The sequence below is a fragment of the Myxococcus sp. AM010 genome (assembly GCF_013372585.1).
GTDB classification, from domain to species: Bacteria; Myxococcota; Myxococcia; order Myxococcales; family Myxococcaceae; genus Myxococcus; species Myxococcus vastator.
Window position 1 is genome coordinate 103,747 of sequence record NZ_JABXEO010000012.1, and the last position, 23,396, is coordinate 127,142.

Consider the following 23,396-nt stretch of genomic DNA (forward strand, 5'->3'; position numbering starts at 1 on the left):
GCCAGACAATCCAGACACGCTCGCACACCCTTCCAGCCATGAACCTGCCATGGCGGGCCGCATGGAACTCCGTTTGTCTTCATGTTAATCTTTGCCTCGCGAGGAGGGCGCACACATGTTCGAAGTCATCAATGACAAGAATCGCCGTACCGTCACCGTGCGGTTGAGTGGGTTCGTCAGGCCGAACGAGATGCGGGACTTCGCCAGCCGGTACCGCAACGAGACAGACTCCTACGGAGGGGGACGTCACCTGGTGCTCGCGGACATGCGTGGGCTCAGGACCCTGGAGCCGGAGTCCGCCAACATCTTCGGAGAGGTGGTGGCCTACGGCCGGCAGATGGGCTGCGTCATGTGCGCGCACGTCTCGGACTCCACCATCGCCCGGCTGCAGACGGCGCGGGTGGCCTCGGCGGCGGCGGCGGACAACGACATCACGGTGGACTGCGTGTCGCTGGAGGAAGCGCACTCGCAGCTCGCCAAGGCGCGCTCGCGCTACTTCCTGGGCGCGGCTCCGGAAGGCGCGGTGGAGCAGGCGGCGCGCTGAGACACCCCTCCGGGTTGGAGCAGGATGGCTCCAGCCCGTGGACCCCCAGGAGGCTCAGGCCTCGTGGCCGTTGCGCCACATGAGCCGGTAGGTGACGCCTTCGTCGGTGAAGGCGCGCACCTGCACGTCGGCATGCGGCGCTCCCACCGCGCGCAGGCCCGCGCGCAGCGCGCCTTGCGTGAAGTAGCGGATGGCGCCGGCCTCGTTCATCCACAGGTCCACTTCGGTGAGGGACACGTCGTCCAGGCGTGTCTCCGTGTAGTTGTTCCCGGAGCGGAACATCTGCCGGGCCCGGCTCACGCACCGGCGGGGGCCCAGGAGCTGAATCACGCCGAAGGCGGCGCGGCCCAGCACCGTCTCCCGGTAGCCGTCCACCATGCGCTCACCCAGCAGCGCGTAGCCCACGTCGTCGGGCACGTCCGGGTGCAGCTCGCGCGCGGCCACGCGCACGGCGGAGCACCATGTTTCAAATGAGTAGGCGGGCTGCAGCTTGCGCTCCAGGTCCACGCCCACCTCCCGCAGCCGCTCGCGGAGCACGGGGGTGACGCGGGCGCCCAGCCCTCGCACGAAGAGCCCCTCCAAGGTGTGCTCGAAGACGAGCTTCTCCGGCATGTTCAGCAGTGTACCCTGCCTCCGCTAGGATGTGCGGCGAGGGGGTAGGAATTCCATGGGTCTGCAACGAGAGCTCGCCATCCTGGCCATGAAGGCCACGCCGCTGCCGGGGAAGAAGAACTTCCTGGCGGAGGCCGGTATCGCCACACCGGTGCCCGCCATCCGCGGGTCGATTGGCGCGGTGGCGCATGAGCCCTTCATGGCCTTCGACACCAAGCGGTTGATGGACCTGCTGGTGGCCTTCACCATTGGAGACTTCCCGGAGCGGACCGGGTGCTCCAACTACTTCAACCCGCACAGCCCCTGGTACAACGTCTTCTACGGTGCCTACGGCATCCGCTCGTACAAGCGGGATGGCGGCCCGTGGGGCTTCACCCGCGACGGCCGGCCGGACCTGGAGGAGATGCTGGAGATTCCGCGGCTCGACTACAACTTCCTCACGGCCGGCGAGCTGGGCTGCCCCGCGTCGAAGATGTGCTTCGAGGTGCTGGACGTGCGCCAGGGCCGTGAAGGCCCGTGGCACCTGGCGGAGGTGAGCTGCATCATCCCCAGCGGGCTGCACCGGGTGCAGGACGCGCAGGCGCCGGACCTCACGTATTACGCCGTTTTCGGCGTGCCGGAGGAGGACTACCTCGTCGGCGGCCGGGAGAGCTACGAGCCGGTCCGTATGCGCGGGCGCATGTACTTCCGCCCAGTCGCCGAACGCCTCACGCTCGTCTGGGGCGGCCTCTGCCCGGACACGCCTGACGGTCAGCGGCTGATGGGCGCCATCGTGGATGCGATGGCGCCGCTGTACGCGGGGCGCTGAGCGCCCCCAAGGCCCGCGGACCTCAGGCCGCCTGGCCGGGCTTGGGCTCCACCTGGCGCGGAGCGGAGGCGGCGTCGTCACTCCGCGGGCGGCGGCGCTTGAAGCCCAGGCGCTCCATGCCGGCGAACACCACCGGCACCACCAGCAGCGTGAGGAAGGTGGAGGTGATGACGCCACCAATCACGGAGATGGCCATGGGCGCGCGGAACTCCGAGCCCGTGCCCGTGCCCACCGCCGTGGGCACCATGGCGATGGCCATGGCCGCGCTCGTCATCAGGATGGGCCGCAGCCGGCGCGGGCCCGCCTTCAGCAGCGCCTCATCCACCGTGTCGCCGTCCCGCAGGTTCTGGAGCGCGCCGTCGATGAGCAGAATCGCGTTCTTCGTCACCAGCCCCATCAGCAGGATGATGCCAATCATGGCGCCCATGGACAGGTGGAAGCCCGTCACCACCAGGCCCAGCAGCGCGCCCACCAGGGCCAGCGGCAGCGACGCCATGATGGTGAGCGGGTGCTTGTAGGATTCGAACTGGCTGGCGAGCACCATGTAGATGAACACGAAGGCCAGCCCGAACGCCGCGCCGAAGGCGTCGTTCTGCTCGTCCAGGCTCTTCATCTGCCCGTCATAGATGAGCGCGTAGCCCGGGGGCAGCGGCTGGGCCGCCACCCGCGCCTTCAGCTCCTGGGCGATGTCGCCCAGCGCCGCGCCCGGGCCCAGCTGCGAGTACACGGCGATCTGCCGCTCGCGGTTCTCATGCTCGATGAGGCTGGGGCCGTTCTTCAGCTCCACCCGGGCCACGTCCGTCAGCGGGCGCAGGCCGCCAGGCGTGTACACCTCCAGCTGACGCACGCGCTCCGGCGTGGCGCGGTCCTTCTCCGACAGGCGCACGCGGATGTCCGTCTCGGTGATGCCCTCACGCAGCTTCGCCACCACGTCACCACCAATGGCCAGCCGGAGCTGCGTGGCCAGCGCGCCCGCGTGCAGGTCCACGTCGCTGGCGCGCGCCCGGTCGATGAGCACCTGCATCTCCGGCTTGGGCGGGTTGGACTCCACGCGCACGTCCGCGGTGCCCGGCAGCTCACGGAGGATGTCCGCGACGCGCTCGGCCTCCTCGTTGACGCGCACCAGGTCCGGCCCGGTGATGCGCACCATGATGGGGTAGAAGTCGCCCATGCCCTCCAGGATGGGCGGGTCGCTCAGGTTCACCCGCGTGCCCACCAGCCCCGGCTCCAGCAGCGCGCGCGCGTCCTCCTTCAGCAGTTGGATGCCCTTGGTGCGCGCGTCCTTGCCCACGGTCAGCACGCGCATGCGGGACTTGTTCACGTCGCCGTCCTTGCCGACGATGGAGTAGACGTCCGTCACCTCCGGGAGCTGGCGCAGCAGCGCCTCCGCGCTGGCGGTGCGGGCCTCCGTCTCCCGGATGCTGGCCGAGTCCGGCAGCGTCAGGTCCACGAAGAACTGCGAGCGGTCCTCCGCGGGCATGAACTCCATGCCCAGGCGGCTGGCGCCTCCGAAGGACACCACCAGCAGCACCAGCGTGAGCCCCATCGTCGTCCACTTGTGCGCCAGCACCCAGCGGAGGATGGACTCGTAGACGCGCTCGGTGCCGTCCAGGAAGCGGCGCAGCGCCGCGGCCACCGCGTTCTCCTGGCGGATTTCGCCCGGCACGCGCCGCTTCGCCAGCCGCGCCGACATCATCGGGTCCAGCGTGAAGGAGATGAACAGGGAAATCAGCACCGCCACGGAGATGGTGATGCCGAACTGCCGGAAGAACTGGCCGACGATGCCGGGCATGAAGGCCACCGGCACGAACACCGCCACCAGCGACAGCGTGGTGGCGAGCACCGCCAGGCCCACGTCCCGGGTGCCGTTGGACGCGGCGCTCACCGGGTCCTCACCCTTCTCCAGCCGGTGGGTAATCGCCTCGCGCACCACCACCGCGTCGTCGATGAGCAGACCGATGGCCAGCGACAGGCCCAGCAGCGTCATCTGGTTGAGCGTGTAGTCCAGCACGTACATCACGAAGAAGGTGCCCAGCACGGAGGTGGGCAGCGCCAGCGCCGAGATGAAGGTGCCGCGCACGTCCAGCAGGAAGATGAGGATGATGAGCACCGCCATCGCGCCACCGAAGACGAGCGCCACCCAGACCTCGTGCGCGTTCTCCTGGATGAGGTCCGACTGGTTGATGAGCAGCGTGGCCTGGAAGCCATGCCCCACCACCGAGTCCATCTGCGACATCACCCGCCGCACCGCCTCGCTCACCGCGACGGTGTTGGAGCCCGGCTGCTTGACGATTTCCAGGATGACGGCGTCCTGCCCGTTGAGGCGCGCCAGGGTGCGCCGCTCGGCCACGCCGTCCGTCACGCTGGCGATTTCACCCAACCGCACCTGCGCGCCCGTCGCGCTGCGCGCCACCGGCAGGTCGCGGATTTCCTCCACGTTCTGGAACTGCCCCAGCGAGCGCACCGTCATCTCGGAGGCGCCCAGTTGGAGCCGGCCCGCGGGCAGGTCCAGGTTCTCCGCCGCCACGCGCTGGGCGATGCTCAGCGGGGACACGCCCGCCGCGCGCGCCTTGTCCAGGTCGATGTCGATTTGCACCTCGCGCGTGTCACCGCCCGTGACGCGCACCTCGGCGGCGCCCTCCAACTGCGCGAGCGCGGGCTTCACGCGGTCGTCGATGAGCCGGCGCAGCTCCTGCGAGGGCAGCTCCGCGGAGACGGCGTAGGTGAGGATGGGCGTGGCCCCCAGGTCCACGCGGCCGATGACGGGCGCGTCCGCGTCCTGGGGCAGGCGGCTGGCGATGCCGGCGACCTTGTCGCGCACGTCCTGCACCGCCCGGTCCAGCGGGGCGGTCATCTTGAACTGCACCACCACGATGCCCACGTTCTCCCGGCTGAAGGAGTGAATCTTGTCCACGCCGCTGATGCCGGCGACGGCGTCTTCAAGGGGCTTGATGACCTGCGTTTCGATTTCGCCCGGACCCGCGCCCTTGTAGACGGTGTTGATGATGACCACCGGGAACGACACATCCGGATAGAGGTCGGTGCCCAGGCGGCCCAGGCCCATGAGGCCGAGCACGACGAGGCACAGCGACAACATCGCGGTGAAGACAGGCCTGCGGATGGAGACGTCGCTGAGCAGCATGGGGAGGGCTCCCTACTTCACGGAGACGCGGGCGCCCTGCGACAGGCCCGGAGTGGGGTGGTCAACGACAGCGTCGAGCGGCGAGGACGCCAGCACCACCACCTCGCCCTGCTCGCGCCGCTCCAGCACCCGCACGTCCACGCGGCGTACCTGGCCGGACGCCACCACCCAGACATGGTCCCCGTCCAGGGCCGACAGCGCGCTGCCCGGCAGCACCTGGGCGTCCCGCGCCTGCCCCAGTGAAAGCTCGGCCCGCGCCAGCGTGTGCGCCACGAAGCGGCCGTCCGCGTTGGGGACGGACAGCTCCACGGGGACGCGGCGCGTTGCGGGGTCCGCGGAGGGGAGGATGGTGCGCACCACCGCCTCGTCCGAGGACACGCGCGCGCCCACCGACTCCACGCGCACCTTGGCGCCGGGCTCCAGCTGCGAGCGCAGGGCCTCCGACACCGTCGTCTTCAAGAGCAGCGTGTCCAGGCGCTCCAGGTTGAACAGCGGCGTGCCCGGCGCCACCGTCGCGCCCGTCTGCTCCGGCGCGTCGATGATGGTGCCGTCGAAGGGCGCACGAAGTTCGTGCCGGCGGCGGGACGCGCGCGCCTGGGCCAGCTGCGCCTTGGCGGCCATCCACTGCGCCTGCGCCTGCGCGGCATTGGCGCTGGCGGTGCGGTGCGCCACCTCGCTCACCCCGCCCTGCTGCTGGAGCTTCTCGTTGCGGGCGGCCACGTCGGCGGCCATGGTGGAGGCGGCCTCGGCGGCGGCCACCGCGGCCTCCGCCTGGGCCACCTGCGCGTCGGAAATCTCCGGGTCCAGTTGCGCCAGCACGTCGCCCTTCTTCACCCCCTGCCCCTTCTTCACCCGGACGGCCGACAGGCGGCCGCCCACCTCGAAGCCCACCCTCAAGGCCTGCGCGGGAAACAGCGTGCCCGTCACCGACTCGCTCGGCGCGGCCCGCACCGTCCGCGCGGAGACGACCTTCACCGTGGGCACCACCTCCTTCGCCGGGGCCTTGGCGGGCGGCGCCGACGAGGCATCCGCCTTCTCACATGCGGTCAGCGACAGCACGGCGGTGGCCAGGCCCGCCGCGGCGAGCACGCGGACGGCGGACGGCTTCAGGTTGGGTTTCACGAGCGTTTCCTCGGGGTCTTTCGGGGTTTCTGGGCGGCGGCCCGGGGCCGGCGCGCGACACGCGTGGAAGGGGCGCGCGGCGTACGCGCGGGGGATGGAGGCGCCTCCACCGAGGACGGCTGCGCCGGACGGGTGCCCTCCTGACACAGCCGCTGGAGCGTGTTCGCCCACGCGTTCAGGTCCGGCTTCTCATCCAGCCGCGCCATCTGCGTGGAGAGCAGCAGGAAGGACCCGACGATGATGGAGGCGAAGATGTGCGCGTCCAGCTCCGGGTCCATGGCGCCAGCCTCCTGCAGCCGCCGGAAGTCGTGGGAGACGCGCTCCACCTGGGCGTCCGTCATGCGCCACAGCAGGGACTCGAACGCCGTGCCCTGGCTGCCGCTGGTGAGCACCAGGGACACGTCCCGGAACTCCCACACCCAGTCCAGGGCCTCCAGGTCATGCTCCTTCTCCAGTTGGAGAAAGCGCAGGTAGCGCTCGCTGCGCTCGATGCGGTCCCGCGCGCCCGGGATGCCGTGCGTCTGGAAGAAGCGCTCCATGTGGGCCATGCGCCGCCCGTTCATCTCCATCAGCCCGGACTCGAACGCGCCCACCACCTCCCCGAACAGCGCCTCCTTGGATGGGAAGTGCAGGTAGAAGGCGCCCTTGGACAGCCCGCACGCGGCGGTGATGTCTTCGATGCGCGCGCCCTTCAGCCCCCGGCGAACGAACTCTCGCCGGGCCGCGGATACCAGCGAACTGCGCGCGTGAGGGTCGGCGGGGCGGGCCATGCTCGCCGGATTCCTAACCCGCCGGTCATTAACCGTGCAAGGTTTCTGAACACCGGGTCAGTCATCCAAGGTCCGCGGCTGTGGGTGCGCGCCGCCGCCGCTCAGGTCCGCGTCAGCGCGGTGCACAGCGGGCACGCGGCGGGCCCGTGGGGGACATCGCGGCGGTGCAGGTCCAGCACGGCGCGGGAGATGTCCGCCAGCTCCCGGCGCACCTCCCTGCGGGCGCCCTTCACCCGGGCGATGCGCATGTCGTCGTAGCTCGTGGTCTGGTGTCGCATCCACGCGATGACGGCGGCCTCGGCGCGGCGCTCCAGGGGGATGCGCTCGGTGCGGGCCACGGTGCCGCTGCCCACGGGGGTGGCATGGGTGGCGACGAGCACCGCCATGCGCTTGGCGTGCGGCAGCCACGCCGGGGAGAAGGCGAGGAAGCGCAGCACCGCGTTGGCGAAGTCGACCTCGTAGGCCTCCTGCTCGCGGGCGCGGCGCTCGCGTCCCGCGGCCAGCTTCTTCTCGTAGGCGGGGGTGGCGCGCTCGGCCTCGAGGGCGGCGCGGGCGTGGAGGATGTGCGCTTCCGGCGCCCACACGCCCCGGGAGAAGAGCTTGCGGCCCACCTTCTCCGCCACGGTCCAGGAGGGCCCCGCCGCCTTCACGCGGCGGGTGAGCCCGGCGTCACCGGGGGGGAGCAGGGCCCAGCCGTCCGGCACGGTGAGCACGCGGCCATCTGGCGCGCGCACACGGCGAGGGTCCGAAGTCGGCGCGAAGGTCAGGGATTCAGGCATGGTGAAGTCCGAGGTCGGGGGCGGCCACATAGCATGGGTGCCTCCAACCCTGGTAAATGGCCCCCTCGCGTCGGCGGTTGACTGGCGCGGGAGGCCCTCAACGCGTGGGAAGTGCCGGCATGTCCCTCCTCAGGCTCACGTTCCTCGGTACCTCCGCCGCGCAGCCCACGCTGCACCGGAACCTGTCCGGACTCGCGGTGAAGGCGCACGCGGACCTGCTGCTCTTCGACTGTGGAGAGGGCAGCCAGCGGCAGATGGTGCGCTATGGCACCGGCTTCACCGTGGACGCGGTGTTCTTCACGCACTTCCACGCGGACCACTACCTGGGCATCATCGGCTTCTTGCGCACGCTGGGCATGACGGGGCGCTCCGAGCCCATGCACCTGTACGGCCCGACCTCCGCGAAGCGCCTGCTCCACCAGGCCGTCCACCTGGGCGTGGAGTCCATGTCCTTCCCGGTGGAGATTCACGAGCTGAAGGACGGTGACGTGGTGCCGCGCAAGGGCTACGCGGTCCACGCGGTGGGCGTGGACCACCGCATCAACGCCCTGGGCTACGCGTTGGTGGAGGACGGCCGCCCCGGGCGCTTCAACCTGGACACGGCGCGCGCGCTGGGCGTGCCGGAGGGCCCCAGCTTCGGACAGCTCCAGCGGGGCGAGCCGGTGACGCTGGAGGACGGGCGGACGGTGAAGCCGGAGGACGTGCTCGGCGCGCCGCGCCCCGGGCGCCGGCTGGTCATCTCCGGGGACACGCGCCCGTGCCCGTCGCTGGTGAAGGCCGCGAAGGACGCGGACCTGCTGGTCCACGAGTCCACCTTCTCCGACGACGAACAGGAGCGGGCCGTGGAGACCCGGCACTCCACCGCGCGGGAAGCGGCGCGCGTGGCGCGGGAGGCGGGCGCACGGCGGCTGGTGCTCACCCACCTCTCCAGCCGGCACGACACCGACCCCTCGAAGCTGCTCACGCAGGCGCGTGAGGAGTACCAGGGGCCGGTGGAGGTGGCCTTCGACGGGTTCACCGTCGAGCTGCCCCTCCGGGACTGAGGCTACTGAATCTTCTCGGACTCGGCGCGCAGGGAGGAAGCGGACTCGGCGTCCACGCGCTGGACCAGCTCCCACTCCAGCGCCTCGTCCCGGGTGATGTTGCCGCCGTCGGCCCGGACGGCGGGCTCGGAGATGTCGCTGGCGCGGCCGGACGTGTTGGAAGCACCCGCGGACTCCGTGACGAGCTGCCGGGTGAGCTCCACCGAGCACTGGCCCGGGCCCTTCTCGATGCCGCGCACCAGGTAGCGCACCTGGGTGGTGCCCAGCGACGACGGGGCGCCCTGCATCAACCACTCGGTGGTGGCCTCGAAGCCGCTCTGGCCCGCCTTGAAGGAGTAGCCCTTCTCCTTCAGCAGGGCGAGCGCCTGCGGATACACCTCCGCCACGGGCTTGCGGTAGACGTGGTTGCGCGCCTTCTCCAGCAAGAAGGCTTCACGGCGGCGGCCGGCGCAACCCGCGGTGGTGAGGGACAGCGCGGCGACCACGAGGAGCGCGGCGGCGCCGCGCGACAGCATCGACAGGTTCATTTCTCAGGACTCCACGGGAGTGTGAGGCGGCTCAACATCCCTCAACCCGCTTCCCGCAGCCAAGTCTCCCCGGGGATGGTTTCCCAGGGCAAGCATTCCACCCGCTCCGTCCGTATGGGTGCCCATGCGTCCAGCGCCGCACATCCAGGCACCTTCCGCCGCCGCGCCCGGCCAGGGAGATGCACATGATGGGCCTCCCACATGATTCCCATCAGCGACGACAACCCCACCCTCCGCACTCCCGTCGTGACGTACCTGCTGCTCGGCACCATCGGCTTCGTCTGGGTCTTCATCCAGGGCGCGGGCCTGGACGCCTACCGGCTGGCGGCCAGCGTCTGCAACCTGGGCATGGTGCCCGGCGAGCTGACGGGCGAGGCGGCGCTGGGCCAGTACGTTCCCCTGGGAGACGGGCTGGCGTGCGTGGTGGACAACGAGTCCATCAACCTCCTCACCCCCATCACCTCCATGTTCCTGCACGGCGGCTGGGGACACCTGCTGGGCAACTGCCTCTTCTTCTGGGTCTTCGGCAACAACGTCGAGGACAGCATGGGCCGCCTGCGCTTCGTGGTGTTCTACCTGCTGTGCGGACTGGCGGCGGCGGCGGCGCATCTCCTGGTGGACCCGGGCTCGCCGGTACCCACGGTGGGCGCGTCCGGCGCCATCTCCGGCGTCATGGGCGCGTACCTGCTGCTCTATCCGCGGGTGCGGGTGAACATGCTGTTCATCATCGTCATCTTCATCCGTGTCTTCCCCGTGCCCGCGTGGGCGGTGCTGCTGTGGTGGTTCGGCGTGCAGCTCTTCAGCGGCCTGCCCCAGCTCAACACGGTGAGCGCGGAGGCGTCCGGCGGCGTCGCCTTCTGGGCGCACATCGGCGGCTTCGTGGCGGGCATGGCGCTCATCAAATTGTTCCAGAACCCGCGCTACACGAACCAGCGCACGTCGATGCGCCACCGGCTCCATCCCAACCATCCGTGACCCACGCGACCGGCAGGCGCGGCCCCTGCTTGGCCTCTCCTTCCAGGTGCGCCAGAGTGTCGCGCCGGACGCGCCAGGAATTGGCGCGGGCTTCCAGACAGGTGCCAGACATGACGCTGCGACGACTCGGTGGTGGACTCCTCGGGGCGGTACTCCTTCTGACAAGCCTTTCGGGCTGCACCCGGCGTGTGCCGCCCGCGGATGACAACCCGGCCCCCGTGCCGGAGCCCACCGCCACCACGACGGTGTACGTGGCCCAGCGCATCCGGACGCTGGACCCGGCGAAGCCCCAGGTGCAGGCGCTCGCGGTGAAGGACGGCAAGGTGCTGGCCACCGGCACGAAGGACGAGGTGCTCGCCGCCGCCGGCAAGGACGCGCGCGTGGTGGACCTGGGCAGCGCCACGGTGGTGCCGGGCCTCACCGACGCGCACGGTCACCTGGCGGGCCTGGGCCGCGGCCTGGTGACGGTGGACCTGGAGGGCGTGGACACGAAGGCGGAGGCCCTGGAGCGGCTCGCCTCGGCGCCCTCCTCCGCGTTCCAGGGCGAGTGGCTGCTGGGCCGCGGCTGGGACCAGAACGACTGGCCGGAGAAGACCTTCCCGTCGCGCGCGGACCTGGACACGCGCTTTCCCACGCGGCCGGTGGCGCTGAGCCGCGTGGACGGCCACGCGCTGTGGGTCAACGGAGAGGCGCTGCGCCGCGCCGGCATCACCCGTGACACGAAGGACCCGGCGGGCGGGCGCATCCTCCGGGGCGAGGGCGGAGCGCCCACCGGCATCCTGGTGGACAACGCCATGACGCTGGTGGAGGCCGTGCTGCCGCCCGCCACGGACGCGCAACACGCGGCGCAGTTGACCGCGGCGCTCCAACGCGCCGCGCAGGTGGGCCTCACCGGCGTCCACGACGCGGGCATGGACCTGCGCACCTTCCGCCTGCTCCAGCGCTGGGACAAGGAAGGCAAGCTGCCGCTGCGCGTCTACGCCATGGCGGATGGACAGACGGGCGACCGGGAGACATACCTGAAGGACGGCCCCCATGAGGGGCGCATGCTCACGATGCGCGCGGTGAAGCTCACCCTGGATGGCGCGCTGGGCAGCCGCGGCGCGGCGCTGCACCAGGACTACAGCGATGAGCCCGGCCACCGCGGCCTGCTGCTGCTGTCGCCCGAGGAGTACGAAGCGCGCGTGCGCGCCTTCATGGCGCGGGGCTTCCAGGTGTGCACGCACGCGATTGGAGACCGGGCCAACACGGTGGTGCTGGACGTGCTCGCGCGCGCGGCCGAGGCCACCGGCACGCTCCAGTCCGGCCGGCACCGCGTGGAGCACGCGCAAATCATGCGCCCCGAGGACATTGAACGGCTGGGCCGGAGCGGCTTCATCGCCAGCGTGCAGCCCACGCACGCCACCAGTGACATGCCCTGGGCACAGACGCGCGTGGGGCCGGAGCGCATCCGCGGGGCCTACGCGTGGCAGCGGCTGAAGGCGTCCGGCGCGGTGCTGGCGCTGGGCAGCGACTTCCCCGTGGAGCGGCCCAACGTGCTGGCGGGCCTGTACGCGGCGCGCACGCGCCAGGACCTCCAGGGCCTGCCGGAAGGCGGCTGGTACGGCGAGCAGCGGCTCAGCGGACAGGAGGCGCTGGAGGGCTTCACCGTGGGCGCGGCGCACGCGTCCTTCGCGGAGACCCGGCGCGGCCGGCTCCAGCCCGGCATGGACGCGGACTTCGTCGCGCTGTCGGTGGACCCGGTGGATGGGCCCGTCACCGCGCTCCCCGTCGCCGAGGTCCGGATGACGGTGGTCGCGGGTGTCGAGGTGTTCCGGGCCTTCCAGCGTTGAGCGGAGCGGCTGGGAATTGGTGCGGGCTGGTATTTCCGCCGTGTCGTGGAGTGCTCTAGCATACGGCTTTGCCGCAAGCCTCCTGTGAGCCAAGGCCGGCTCACAGGTTGGAGCGGGGGGTATCGCAAGCGTGACAGCCTCATTGTCTGGTGTGAATTACAAGGGCTTCACCGTCCAGAACCTGCTGGCCTACGTGCACGAGCGCTTCGGCGAGGACACCGCGCGCACGGCCGTGGAGTCGCTGCTCCCCGAGCTGCAACCCCACGCGGACCCGCGCACGACGCTGGCGGTGGGCTGGGTGCCGGTGGAGACGTACTTCGGCATCATCCAGCACGTGGTGGACCGGCACTTCGACGGGAAGCCGGAAGGGGCTCACACGGTGGGCTACGAAGTCACCCTGCGAGACATCCACTCCATCTTCAAGATGGTGCTGCGCTTCACCACGCCCAACATGGTGCTGGGGATGGCGCGGCGCATGTGGCGCTCCTACTGCGACCAGGGGGAGCTGGTGCACCAGGAGGAGAACGGCACGGGCATGCTGCTGCTGCGCCAGTTCACCTACCAGACGCCGGTGGCCCTCCATGAGATGGCGGGGGGCTTCAAGGCGTACCTGGAATGCTCCAGCGCCAAGAATCCGCGCGTGGAAATCATCGCGCCGGACCCGGACGGGACGCTGCGCTGGCGCATCGTCTCCGGGTAGCGAAGGCTGCCCGGTGCGGTCCGGGCAGCCCACCGCGGGTTACAGGTCCGCCGTGTAGCTGAGCGCCTGGATGCGGCGGTTGAGCGCCTTCTGCGCCTCCTGCCGCTGGTTGGACAGCTTCGTCAGCTCGGCGGCGATGGCCTCCAGCCGGTCCTCCTGCTCGTTGAGCTTGGAAACGAAGCGGTCCGCCAGCTCGCGCTGCGACGCGCCGCTCTTCAGCGATTCGATGTTGGAGCGGATGCGCTCCTGGTCCCGGAAGAGCTGGTTGCGCTCCTCCAGCAGGCGCTGCTCCTCCTTCGCCAGCGCGTCCACCTGCTCCCGCTGCGCGACGACCTCCTTCAGCGCGCCCGCCATCTTCTCGTCGATGAAGCGCTGCGACACGAAGTAGGAGACCTCGTCCACCCCCATGCTGGAGACGAGGTACTGACGCTGTCCGCGCGTGCGCTCGGTGACGGTGAACGAGTCCTGCGCCCCGGCGGCCAGCTCCCGCTTGAAGCGCCAGTAGCCCTCCGTCGTCTCCGCCGCCTCCGGGCTGTCCTTGGCCAGCTCCCAGCCCTGGCGCGGGTGCTCCACGTACAGCACCTGCGCCCGCGGCGCCTTGTTGCGCGACAGGTACGTCGTGCGGCGCAGGTGGAAGTACTCCGCCATCAGCATCCCGGCGTTGACCACCACGCGGAACACCGGCCCGTCCTCCGTGCGGTCCTCAATCGACACCACGCAGCCCAGCTCCACCGCGTAGGGCACGAAGCGCCGGTCGTTGGGCTTCATCGTGTCGAGCATCGCCTCGCCCACGTAGCGCTCGTCCTCCGTCACCGTCACCGGGCCGCCCTCCAGCGTGAGGCCCGTGGTGTTCTTCAGCTCGATGCACGCCATGGGGTTCTTCTCCCGCGTGGACCGGTTGTAGAGGAGCACCCGCTTGCCCTCGAAGGGCTTGTGCAGAATCGGCACCAGCGCGCTCTGGTTGCGGTGCACCGTCACCGGCCGGTCCACGCCGTACTCGAAGAGGTCTCCGACTTCTTTCGTGAGCGTCGTCACCGGGGCGCTCTGCGCCATCACCTCGCGCAGCTTCGGGCCGCCAGGGCCTCCCACGGACACCGGCCCCCCTCGCTCCGCGCGCGAGCGGCGCGGCGCGGACGCGGGCGCCGGGGCAGGCATCGCGGACATCATCGGCGCGGCCATCTCCGCGTCCCGCAACATGTCCGCGGCGCCCCCGAAGCTCTCCTCCGGAATCACCGGCGCGGCGGCGGCCTCCGTCTTCACCTCCACCACCGGCCGCTTCATGTACCGGGGGTTGTAGAGGTCATGCACGAAGGACACCGGCAGCCCGGCGATGAGCGACAGCTTCACGTCCACCCAGTCCTCGTCCCCGGTGTTGTCCACCAGCGCCCAGCCCTGGAGCAGCGGCGGCTCCCCCTCATCCAGGAGGATGCGGTAGCTCGTCTTCCACACCGGCGACTCCACCACGTAGCTGACGAACAGCTCGCGCTCGCCCTCGCCCGACGTGAGGATGGCCATCCGCTTGGAGTCCTTCTTGTACGAGGACAGCACCGTGGCCAGGTAGAACTCCAAGTCCTTGCGCACCGCCTCGTCCAGGAACTCCAGCTCGGACACGTCCAGGATGTCGAAGGTCCGCAGCGAGGCGCCCACCAGCAGCGACAGGAACGGGCGCACCAGGCTCGTCTCGCCCGCCGCCACGGCCAGCGAGTCCAGGCCGATGATGGAGCCCTCCACCTGCGCGCCGCCCACGCGCACCCGCACGCGCGCGCCTTTAATCTGCCCCAGCAGCGCCGTGAGGCTGCCGTCCTCCGGGATGCGGATGGTGGCCTCCGCCAGGAGCTGCTCCAGCGGCTTCGTGGAGTCGTAGCTCACCGCCGACACCGAGCCGCCCGACAAGTCGAGCACCGTCAGCGACTTCAGCACGTCGTTCATGTCGCGCGCCTTGAAGTCGAGGTTGAGCGTGTCATTGCCACGCACCTTCCCCCGGCGCTCGAAGTAGCCGACGCCATGCTTGTAGAGAACGACGCGGCGGATGGACAGGTTCGTGGTCATGCGACCCGGTGTATCAAGGTCCGACAGGGGTGACGCAATGCCCCTCACCGCCGAGGTCGTTCGAATGCGAAAGCCTGTCGCCTCCTCCCTGTCCCGCCCCGCGATGCTGTTGTGCGCGGCCCTGACCCTTGGCACGAGCTGCAAGAGCGTGGAGCCCCACACCACACCCTCCGACGGCACCACCGCACCGCCGGAAGTTTCCACCCAGGCGCCTGTGACGGAGACGGAGACGGAGACGGAGACGGAGACGCCAACGCGTCGCGGCAACTCGCCCTGGCTGCGGGCTCGCGTGGGCGACCGCGTGGCGTATTCCTTCTCCGCCAACCGCAAGGCCATGGGCCGCCAGCAGCCCGGCACCGCGCCCGCGTCCGCGGTGGCCGGCGTGGTGACGCTGGAGGTCGTGGCGGTGGAGCTGCCTTGGGTCTGGGTGACGATCTACTTCACCGAGGATGGCGGCGCGCCTTCACGGCAGCCGATGCTGGCGCGGCCGCTGGTGGTGCCCGTGCGAGCCGATGAGTCACGTGCGCTGGAGGTCCCCCGTGAGGGCAAGCAGAGCACCGAGCAGCTCACCGCCGCGGGCCGCCACTGGGAGGCGAAGCGCTACCTCAACGACAAGCGGATGATGGATGGTCCCCTGGAGAACCGGCTCTACGCGGCGACGCCGGGCCCGCTGTACCTCACCCATGGCCTGCTCGACGCGAGCACCACGCTGGCGGGCTTCGGAACGGGCGGCGGCGCCCAGCTCACCCTGGTGGAGGCGCGCCAGGGACAGGAGGGTGGCACCGGCCAGCCTCCGGCGCTCGACCGCCCTTGGGGCCCGGGCACCTGGTTCGACGTGCGGATGGAGACGGACGGCGCCACGTCCGTGCTGCGCACCTGCCAGGCCGCGGAGCGAGGCTTCATCCTGCGTCAACAGGTGACGCCGCCCACGACAGGCGCGGCGTGCCCGGACTTCGCGCAGGCGGAAGCCGTGCCCCTGGAGGAGGCGGTGCTGGCGCGCATCTGGGAGTCCCTGGACACACGCCAGTGGCCCCCGGCGCCCACGGGCCTCGCACCGATGAAGCGCGAGACGATGACGGTGGGCGCGCACCGCGTCCCGGCGCTCCAGTTCGAGACCGCGCAGCCCCAGGCGAACAACGTCCGCGTCCAGGTCTATGCCGCCGACCCCTGGGAGGATGAACTCTCCGGGCTGGCCCACGAGGCCCGCTTCCAGCCGCTGAGCGACCGCACCACGCCCAGCGGTGGAGGCGCGCAGCTCACGGACTGGGGCGTGTGGGTGCCGGGCAGCACGCCGTAGGCGCCTTGTGTCTAGGCTCGCGCGCGCGCGTCGAACAGCGCGCGCAAGCCGTCCACGAGCGCGTTGGCGCCATACGGCTCGCCCAGCGTGTCGAGCGCGTCCCGGAGCGCGCCGAACAGCGCGCGGGAGTGCTCCGGATTCCTTTCGCTCCGGTCGATGACATGGCCCACCCGGTCAATCTGCTGCTTCCAGGTGGCCAGCACGCCTTCGTATGACGCGGGGACAGGGACGGCGCTCTCGAGCAGGAGCCCGGCCAGCGCGATGACGTCGGTGAAGTCGTACCGCCGCGTCGTCGCGTCGAAGAAGTCCGCGAGGTGGACGGTGTCGTGCGCGAACCAGAAGCGCACGAAGTCCGCGGCGGTCTGCTTCGCGTGCTCCAGGTCGACCTCGACCAACGGGTGCAGCGCCCTGTCGACGTCGGTGATGAGCGAGTCCTTGATGCTCACCCGCTGCAAGGCCTTGCTGTCGAAGGCGCGCGTCGGCAGCGAGCGCAAGAAGGTGCCCTTGAACTCCACCACCTCCAGCTTCGGCAAGCGCGTGAGGACCTCTGGGAAGTCCCGGAGCACCTTCACCTTGCGCCAGCCTCCGAAGGCGGCGCGCACGTACGAGTAGGGGTTGTTGATGAGGTTGAGGGTGCGCAGCTCGGTGCAGCGCGCCAGCGACTCCGGAAGCCGCCAGAGGCAGTTGGCCTCCAGGTCGAGGTGGACGAGCTTCTCGAGGTTGCCCACCGACTCCGGCAGCTCCCGCAGGCCGTTGCCGCCCAGCCGAAGCTCTCGCAGCTCCGTGAGCTGCCCCAGCTCCTCGGGGAGCGTGCGCAGCTTGTTCCCCGTCAGGTCGAGCTTCTCCAGCCGGCGGAAGTGAAACAACTCCGCGGGCAGGGTGCCGAGATTCTTGTGGGTCAGCGCCAGGCTCTTGAGCGTGTCGGGCGCCTCCAGCTTCTTGGCCATCTGCTTGCGGAACTCCGCGCGGACGCTCACCGGCGTCTCCAGCAGATTGGGCTTCCGCTCCGCCAGCCGCTCGCGCGCGAGCGAGAGGTCCACCTGGCCTTCGGGCTTCTTGAGGACACCGGAGACGAAGACACCCTTGGCGTCGTGCGGGTCGCTCGCGTCTTCCACGCCGTCCGCCACCGGGAAGATGCTGGCGCCCCAGCCGAGGTAGCGCAGCGCGTTCGTCTTCCCCGCGACGGTCACCGCGTGCTCGGTGGCCACGATGCGAGCGTCGAGGTCGCCGCCCACGTCGAGGTGGCCGTGGTTGTAGACGCCGACCAGTTCGTTCGTGCGAACGCTCCCGTTGACCCGAATCTGCGAGCCGCCGACGCCGACGCCGCTGGCGGCGAGGGAGCCTTCGACCTGAAGGAAGGGCCCGGTGTCGTCCTCGAAGTTGAGCAGGCACCCCTCGATGGTGAGCGTTCCCCGCACCAGGAGCCCCACCAGGGGAGACGGCGCATCCTTCTCCGGTGACAGCAGCCCGAACCCGTCATCGAGGATGAGGTCGTGAGGAACAACCAGGTCACCGTCGTGCACGAGCACGCGAGCGGTGGCGCTCTCCGCGCTGGCAGCGACCTTCAGCTCGGCTTGCAGCTCCGAGAAAGGAACCGCGCGGAGCCCCAGCTCGGCGGAGAAGAAGCCCTTCTCCACTTTCGCGCGGAGGTTCTTGTCGCAGAAAGCGAGCGCCTCGGCTTCAGTCTCGAACACCTTTTCGGTCTGCTTCGACTTCCCGCCGAGCGGGCCCTCACGCAGCGTCACGGCCGTGCCGCTGCGCTCGAAGGACCAGGTCCGCTCCGTCCCTTTTTCGCGGGAGACAAGTGAAAGGGATGCGCGAGGCGCGGGAGCGGGCAGCTTGGAATCAGGCATCACGCCACGATACCAACTCCCGCGCGGTCCTCATGAATTCGCCACCCGCGATTAGCCCGCGATGGAGACCTTCACGTCGATGTTGCCGCGCGTGGCCCGCGAGTACGGGCACACCTCGTGGGCCGCCTCCATCAACTTCTGGGCCTCGTCGTTCGGGATGCCCGGAAGGAGCCCCTGGAGCTCCACCGCGAGCCCGAAGCCGCCGTCCGGCGTCTTGCCGATGGTGACGGTGGCGCGCACGCCCGCGTCGTTGCCCAGGTTCTTCCCCTGCATGCGCGCCACCAGCCGCAGCGCGCTCTCGAAGCAGGCGGAGTAGCCCGCCGCGAAGAGCTGCTCCGGGTTGGTGACGGCGCCGCCCGCGCCCCCCAGCTCCTTGGGCATGGCCAGGGGCAGGTCCAGGACGCCGTCCTCCGACTTCACGCGACCGTTGCGACCGCCGTGGGTGGTGGCGGAGGTGTTGTACAGCGGGCTGATAGCGACGGGAGCCATGGTGTTCTCCTTGAGCGTTACTTCGAGGAATCAACGTGGGACTGCGAAAGCACTTCGAAAAGACGTTGGATGTCGCGGCGCAGGCGGGTCGCCTCCTCCAGCGTCAGCCCCAACTTGCAGGCCATCGCCTCGGGAATGGACGTGGCCTTGCGGCGCAGGGCCCGCCCTTCGGACGTCAGGTGGATGCGCACCGAGCGCGCGTCCTCCGCGCTCCGCTCCCGCCGCACCAGGCCCTGAGACTCCATCCGCTTGAGCAGCGGCGTGAGCGTCCCCGAGTCCAGGTACAGCCGCTCCCCCATCCCCTTCACCGTCTCCCCGTCCGTCTCCCACAGCACCAGCAACACCAGGTACTGCGGGTACGTCAGGCCCAGCCGTGACAGCAGCGGCGCATACGCCTGCGTCATCGCCCGGGCCGCCGCGTAGAGCGGGAAGCAGAGCTGCCGGTCCAGGCTGAGCGGGTCATCCATCGACATGGGAGATGAATAGGGCGCAATTCAATTGTGCGCAATCAAATCGGACACGAAAAAGCTCCCGGCGCCTGGGCACCGGGAGCGCTTCGCTGCGTCACGTCAGGGCTGGCTCAGCGCCCGGCGACCGTGGTGTCGTCCTCGCTGAGGGTGGCCTCGGCGGCGGCGACGGCGGCCTCGATGTCCAGCTTGCCGCTGGTGCTCACCTTGCCCTTGAGGTCGGCGTCCACTTCCACCGTCTGGACCAGCAGGTCACGCACCTGCGCGGCCGTCAGTTCGGGGTTGGCGGCGAACATCAGCGCCGCGGCGCCCGCCACCGTCGGGGTGGCCATGGAGGTGCCGCTCATCTCCTCCCAGCCGCCGCCCGGGACGGTGCTCAGCACGTCCTCGCCCACCGCGGCCAGCTCCACGACCTTGTCCCCGTGGGAGGAGAACCTCGCGAGCTTGTCGTTGTTCTTGTCCATGGACGCAACGGTGATGACGTTGGGCAGGTCGATGTTGGCGGGCATGTCCGGCACGTCGTTCAGGTTGCTGCCGTTGCCGTTCGCCGTGGCCGCGACGAGGAGGATGTCCGCGTCGGCCAGCTTCTGCACCGCGTCCGTCCAGCGCTTCACATCCGCCGGGTTGCGGTACTCGTTGCCGAAGCTGGCGTTGACGGCGCGGATGTTCACGCCGTGCTCGGTCTTCATCTTCACCATGTAGTCGACGCCGCGCTCGAAGTTCGTGAGCAGGTCCGCGCCGTTGTACAGGCCGCCCAGGCTCATGATCTTCGCCTTGCCCGCGGCGACGCCGGTGTTGCCCTCGCCGTTGTCCTCGGCGGCGATGATGCCGGCCACGTGCGTGCCGTGGTCCGTGCCGCTGCCGCGCATCACGTCGCCGCTGTTGTAGCCGACGTTGTAGCCGTAGACGTCGTCCTTGACGCCGTTGCCGTCGTTGTCGATGCCGTCACCCGCGACCTCGTTCGGGTTGACCCACATCGCGTCATCCAGGTCGGAGTGCTTGAAGTCCACGCCGCCGTCGAACACGGCGATGACCGGCGGGCCGGAGAGCGGCTTCTGCGGCTCCTCGATGGGGCCCGTCGCCTGGCCCGCGGCGTCCAGGCTCCAGCTCTTCAGGGTGCCCGTGTCGCGGCGCGCCTTGTCCTCGACAGAGAGCGTCCAGGTGCCCTTGGTGGACTCGCCCTTGAAGGCGGCCAGGTCGAAGTTGCCCTGGATGTTGTCCGCGCTGCCGCCCGTGCGGTTGTGGAGGGTCTCCGTCTTGCCGGAGGGGCTGGTCAGCTTGACGACCAGGTCACCCTTGTAGGTGTGCGCCAGGTCCAGGTTCAGCTTCAGCGAGTCCAGCTTCACGTCCTGGTCGAAGGACACGGTGGACGTCGTCGTCTGGAGGTCGTTCACCTTCGCGTTGGGCGTGGCGGACGCCTGCAGCGTCACGGGCGCGCGGGCCGCGCTCTCCGCGAAGGGCCGCACGGCGACGTGGCCGGAGCCGAAGGTGAAGGCCGAGGCCGGCAGCGCCGACGGGGTGCCCGGGGGCAGGCCCGTGGGGCGGTCCACGAAGTTGCCCTTCGGGCGGTCCACGAAGTTGGAGCCCCGCGCGCCACCCGTGGGCGCCGAGTCGAAGCCGTCCTTCGCCGTCTGGACCGGCGTCTTCTCCACCGGCCTGGCCGCGGCCGGTTTGGCCGTGTCATCAGCGCGGGTGGACTGCGACACGGGCGACTTCGGCTTGCGAGAGATTTCCATGGTGGGGGTGCTCCGTGGGGGGCAGAAAAAAACGCCGATAAATGATTGTCGCATTGTGTCGGACAAAGTTTCCAGTGGGCGGCCATTAGCCGCGTCAGTGCCTCCCACCCCCGGCCGACATGCTACATGCCGCGACGCGGCCCCCAGGGACGACGCCAGGAGAGAGGACGGGAGGTCTGGAATGCCAAGGACGGTCACCGCCACGCGCTACGTGACGCCATTGAGGGAGGGCGGCTCGCTGCCCGCCATCATCGAAGCGGACGACGCGGGGCTCTACGTCGTGAAGTTCCGGGGCGCGGGCCAGGGCGCCAAGGCGCTCATCGCCGAGCTCATCGCCGGGGAGCTGGCCCGGGAGCTGGGACTCCGCGTGCCGGAGGTCGTACTGGTGGAGTTGGACCCGGCGCTGGGGCGCAACGAGCCGGACTCCGAGATTCGTGAGCTGCTCAAGGCCAGCGCGGGCCTCAACCTGGCGCTGGACTACCTCCCGGCGTCGGTGACGTTCGACCCGGTGGCGGACCCCGTGCCCACCGCGGCGGAGGCGTCCGGCATCGTCGCCTTCGACGCGTACATCACCAACGTGGACCGCACCCCACGCAACCCCAACCTGCTGACCTGGCACCGGAACCTGTGGCTCATCGACCACGGGGCCTCGCTGTACTTCCACCATTCGTGGGACGACTGGGAGGCGCGCAGCCAGGGCCGCTTCGCGCCCATCAAGGACCACGTGCTGCTGCCCTGGGCCACGGCGCTGACGGAGGCCGGCAGGCACCTGGGCGCGCGCATCAGCCGGGACGGGGTGGAGCGAATCGTGGGGGCCATTCCGGAGGCGTGGCTCACGAGCACCGAGTCCCCCTTCCCCACCGCCGAGGCCCACCGCGCCGCCTACGCCACCTGGCTGCTGCGCCGGCTGGAAGCGGTGCCCGCGTTCATCGAGGAGGCGGACCGTGCCCGCGCCCAGCTCGTTTGACTACGCCATCATCCGCGTCGTCCCGCGCGTGGAGCGCGAGGAGTTCATCAACGCGGGCGTCGTCCTCTTCTGCGCCACCCAGCGCTTCCTGGGCGTGCGCGTGGAGCCGGACGCGGCGCGGCTGAAGGCGCTGTGGCCCGACGTGGACGTGGACATGATTCGCGGCCACCTGGAGAGCTTCCGCCGCGTGTGCGAGGGCGGGAAGGGCTCGGGGCCCATTGGCCGGCTGTCCCAGAAGGAGCGCTGGCACTGGGTGGTGGCGCCGCGCAGCACCATCATCCAGACGGGGCCGGTGCACTCCGGGCTGTGCACCGAGCCCCAGGCGGCGCTGGAGCACCTGCTGGACACGGTGGTGCGGCTGAAGCGCGCTACTCCCGCGCCCGGCGGCCGGTGAAGCGGACGGCGGAGGCGCAGCCGGAGGCCACCGTGGAGCCGGTGACGGGGTCCCGCTCGACGTGCTCGTTGCGGACCCAGACGGTGCCCTGGATGGTGTCTTCCAGCTTCTTGGTGTCGATGGCGATGCGGAAGGCGTGCTCGTTGCCCAGGGCGGACAGCTCGTGCTCCTCGTCCAGGCGCGTCTGGATGTGGAGGAACTGGTAGCCGCCGTCCGCGCCCACCGAGCCCATGAGGACGTCCGGCGCGCCGTCGCCGTTGATGACGTAGGCGTTGTTCGGCGTCTGGAAGTCGATGTCGGGGACCTCGAGGAACATCGAGTCCAGCTCACCCTTCCGGAGGGTCCACCGCTGCTGCGCCTCGAGGCCCACCGCGGGGCCTTGCGCCGGTTGGACGTACTCGGAGCACTCCGTGGGCACGTTAGCCAGCGTCTCCGTGTCCAGCGTCACGTCGTAGAGGTACGTGTCGTCCTCGCCGCACCCCGTGAGCGCCATCACCACGGCGGCCATGGCGCCCCACTGGTCTCCACGCATCGGTCTCCGCTCCTTCCGGCACAGGGCTCGCGCCACTGTGGCGCGAGCGGAGGAGCCTACTCCGTCACGCGCTTGCCCGTGAACGGGATGGTGATGGCGCACTGTGGACTCGTATTCCATGCTCGAAACTTGAGCATGCTTCGAACCCACATGAATCCCTGAATGGTGTCATCCAGGGTCTTGGTCTCGATGACGATGGTGAAAGCCTGATCTGTCCCCGGGTGCCCCATCATGTCGAAGCCTTCCGTGAGGTAGACGAATTGAAATCCCCCACCTGCGGCAGCCGCCCCGGGAATGACGTCTGGCGCGTCATCCTGACGGTCGATGACAAACGACCCGATACCCCGGGTGGAGATTTCGACATCGGGAATCTCCAGCGACATCGATTCCACTTCCCCTTCGCCTCGCTGAAAACGCCACCGCTGCTGCGCCTCCAGTCCTTCAACAGTCCGCTCTTCCGGGACGGCCTGCCTGAAGCATTCAATCGGGACGTTGCTCAGGGCCGCTTCATCCAGCGTCACGTCGTAGACGTACGTGTCGTCCTCGCCGCACCCCATGAGCCCCATCATGGATGCGATTGCCACACCCCACGTGTATCCCCGCATGAACAGCCTTCCCTCGGTAACACCGCTGATGACCCGTTACGGGTTGCCGCGCACCACCTTCTGCCGCGTGCCCGGAACTCTCAGCAGAAAACCACAGGGTGACTGGAACCTGGCTCCATTCGTTGCCGGATGACGTGCATCTCGGCGCCGCGT

At 69.9% G+C, this 23,396-nt stretch carries 22 protein-coding genes; 9 read left to right on the forward strand and 13 right to left on the reverse strand.

Going from position 1 to position 23,396, the window contains the following annotated elements:
* Positions 1-115 precede the first annotated feature (115 nt).
* The gene (locus HV826_RS09305; RefSeq protein WP_176416641.1) at positions 116-544 is read left to right on the forward strand and encodes a hypothetical protein; all 429 of its coding nucleotides are present in this window, start codon (positions 116-118) and stop codon (positions 542-544) included.
* Positions 545-598: 54 nt separating this feature from the next.
* Here the strand turns inward: HV826_RS09305 and HV826_RS09310 are convergent, their stop codons facing one another.
* Complete coding sequence (locus tag HV826_RS09310; protein ID WP_176416642.1) at positions 599-1,156, reverse strand: DUF2378 family protein; 558 nt, start codon at positions 1,154-1,156, stop codon at positions 599-601.
* A 55-nt stretch (positions 1,157-1,211) separates the two neighbouring features.
* Here HV826_RS09310 and HV826_RS09315 point away from each other — a divergent pair, with 55 nt between their 5' ends.
* Entirely contained in the window at positions 1,212-1,964 is a 753-nt protein-coding gene (locus tag HV826_RS09315) for a hypothetical protein (RefSeq protein WP_176416643.1), read from the forward strand.
* Positions 1,965-1,986: 22 nt separating this feature from the next.
* Here HV826_RS09315 and HV826_RS09320 read toward each other — a convergent pair whose 3' ends face one another.
* The 4 genes from HV826_RS09320 to HV826_RS09335 all read right to left on the reverse strand — a co-directional run bounded on the left by HV826_RS09320 (position 1,987) and on the right by HV826_RS09335 (position 7,777).
* Positions 1,987-5,106, reverse strand: coding sequence for an efflux RND transporter permease subunit (locus HV826_RS09320; protein WP_176416644.1), 3,120 nt, complete (start codon positions 5,104-5,106; stop codon positions 1,987-1,989).
* Between the two features lie 12 nt (positions 5,107-5,118).
* The gene (locus HV826_RS09325) at positions 5,119-6,228 is read right to left on the reverse strand and encodes an efflux RND transporter periplasmic adaptor subunit (RefSeq protein ID WP_176416645.1); all 1,110 of its coding nucleotides are present in this window, start codon (positions 6,226-6,228) and stop codon (positions 5,119-5,121) included.
* The gene (locus HV826_RS09330; protein WP_176416646.1) at positions 6,225-6,998 is read right to left on the reverse strand and encodes a TetR/AcrR family transcriptional regulator; all 774 of its coding nucleotides are present in this window, start codon (positions 6,996-6,998) and stop codon (positions 6,225-6,227) included. The genes HV826_RS09325 and HV826_RS09330 overlap by 4 nt, the downstream gene beginning before the upstream one ends.
* A gap of 101 nt (positions 6,999-7,099) precedes the next feature.
* The gene (locus tag HV826_RS09335; RefSeq protein ID WP_176416647.1) at positions 7,100-7,777 is read right to left on the reverse strand and encodes a DUF2293 domain-containing protein; all 678 of its coding nucleotides are present in this window, start codon (positions 7,775-7,777) and stop codon (positions 7,100-7,102) included.
* 119 nt (positions 7,778-7,896) lie between these two features.
* Between HV826_RS09335 and rnz the strand changes: the two genes are divergently transcribed.
* Positions 7,897-8,820: a ribonuclease Z gene (gene rnz / locus HV826_RS09340; RefSeq protein ID WP_176416648.1), complete on the forward strand. Its 924-nt coding sequence runs from the start codon at positions 7,897-7,899 to the stop codon at positions 8,818-8,820.
* A 2-nt stretch (positions 8,821-8,822) separates the two neighbouring features.
* Here rnz and HV826_RS09345 read toward each other — a convergent pair whose 3' ends face one another.
* Complete coding sequence (locus tag HV826_RS09345; protein ID WP_176411131.1) at positions 8,823-9,347, reverse strand: hypothetical protein; 525 nt, start codon at positions 9,345-9,347, stop codon at positions 8,823-8,825.
* A gap of 201 nt (positions 9,348-9,548) precedes the next feature.
* Between HV826_RS09345 and HV826_RS09350 the strand changes: the two genes are divergently transcribed.
* From HV826_RS09350 to HV826_RS09360, 3 genes are all read left to right on the forward strand, one after another.
* On the forward strand, positions 9,549-10,322 hold the full coding sequence (locus tag HV826_RS09350) for a rhomboid family intramembrane serine protease (protein WP_176416649.1): 774 nt from the start codon (positions 9,549-9,551) through the stop codon (positions 10,320-10,322).
* A 29-nt stretch (positions 10,323-10,351) separates the two neighbouring features.
* A complete protein-coding gene (locus tag HV826_RS09355; protein ID WP_176416650.1) occupies positions 10,352-12,154 on the forward strand; it encodes an amidohydrolase in 1,803 nt (600 codons plus the stop codon).
* A gap of 151 nt (positions 12,155-12,305) precedes the next feature.
* Positions 12,306-12,854, forward strand: coding sequence for a hypothetical protein (locus HV826_RS09360; protein ID WP_368670883.1), 549 nt, complete (start codon positions 12,306-12,308; stop codon positions 12,852-12,854).
* 39 nt (positions 12,855-12,893) lie between these two features.
* Here the strand turns inward: HV826_RS09360 and HV826_RS09365 are convergent, their stop codons facing one another.
* Positions 12,894-14,903 (reverse strand): hypothetical protein, encoded by a 2,010-nt coding sequence (locus HV826_RS09365; protein WP_176416652.1) that lies wholly within the window; start codon positions 14,901-14,903, stop codon positions 12,894-12,896.
* A gap of 64 nt (positions 14,904-14,967) precedes the next feature.
* On the opposite strand from HV826_RS09365, the gene HV826_RS09370 reads away from it, so the two are divergent.
* Positions 14,968-16,200, forward strand: a complete 1,233-nt coding sequence (locus HV826_RS09370) for a DUF6068 family protein (protein ID WP_255207913.1) — start codon at positions 14,968-14,970, stop codon at positions 16,198-16,200.
* Between the two features lie 11 nt (positions 16,201-16,211).
* On the opposite strand, the gene HV826_RS09375 is transcribed toward HV826_RS09370, so the two are convergent.
* The 4 genes from HV826_RS09375 to HV826_RS09390 all read right to left on the reverse strand — a co-directional run bounded on the left by HV826_RS09375 (position 16,212) and on the right by HV826_RS09390 (position 20,745).
* Positions 16,212-18,053 carry a hypothetical protein gene (locus HV826_RS09375; RefSeq protein WP_176416654.1) on the reverse strand — a complete coding sequence of 614 codons (1,842 nt, stop codon included), beginning with the start codon at positions 18,051-18,053 and terminating at the stop codon, positions 16,212-16,214.
* A 51-nt stretch (positions 18,054-18,104) separates the two neighbouring features.
* Positions 18,105-18,542 (reverse strand): organic hydroperoxide resistance protein, encoded by a 438-nt coding sequence (locus tag HV826_RS09380; RefSeq protein ID WP_176416655.1) that lies wholly within the window; start codon positions 18,540-18,542, stop codon positions 18,105-18,107.
* Positions 18,543-18,559: 17 nt separating this feature from the next.
* Complete coding sequence (locus HV826_RS09385) at positions 18,560-19,015, reverse strand: MarR family winged helix-turn-helix transcriptional regulator (RefSeq protein WP_176416656.1); 456 nt, start codon at positions 19,013-19,015, stop codon at positions 18,560-18,562.
* Positions 19,016-19,122: 107 nt separating this feature from the next.
* Positions 19,123-20,745: a S8 family serine peptidase gene (locus tag HV826_RS09390; RefSeq protein ID WP_176416657.1), complete on the reverse strand. Its 1,623-nt coding sequence runs from the start codon at positions 20,743-20,745 to the stop codon at positions 19,123-19,125.
* A gap of 181 nt (positions 20,746-20,926) precedes the next feature.
* Here HV826_RS09390 and HV826_RS09395 point away from each other — a divergent pair, with 181 nt between their 5' ends.
* The gene (locus HV826_RS09395; RefSeq protein WP_176416658.1) at positions 20,927-21,712 is read left to right on the forward strand and encodes a HipA family kinase; all 786 of its coding nucleotides are present in this window, start codon (positions 20,927-20,929) and stop codon (positions 21,710-21,712) included.
* Positions 21,690-22,106 carry a DUF3037 domain-containing protein gene (locus HV826_RS09400; protein ID WP_176416659.1) on the forward strand — a complete coding sequence of 139 codons (417 nt, stop codon included), beginning with the start codon at positions 21,690-21,692 and terminating at the stop codon, positions 22,104-22,106. Before HV826_RS09395 ends, HV826_RS09400 begins: the two co-directional genes overlap by 23 nt.
* On the opposite strand, the gene HV826_RS09405 is transcribed toward HV826_RS09400, so the two are convergent.
* Together HV826_RS09405 and HV826_RS09410 are read right to left on the reverse strand one after the other, a co-directional pair.
* Entirely contained in the window at positions 22,081-22,638 is a 558-nt protein-coding gene (locus tag HV826_RS09405; protein WP_176416660.1) for a hypothetical protein, read from the reverse strand. The two genes, HV826_RS09400 and HV826_RS09405, sit on opposite strands and share 26 nt — an antisense overlap.
* A 56-nt stretch (positions 22,639-22,694) precedes the next feature.
* Complete coding sequence (locus tag HV826_RS09410; protein WP_368670879.1) at positions 22,695-23,222, reverse strand: hypothetical protein; 528 nt, start codon at positions 23,220-23,222, stop codon at positions 22,695-22,697.
* Positions 23,223-23,396 lie beyond the last annotated feature (174 nt).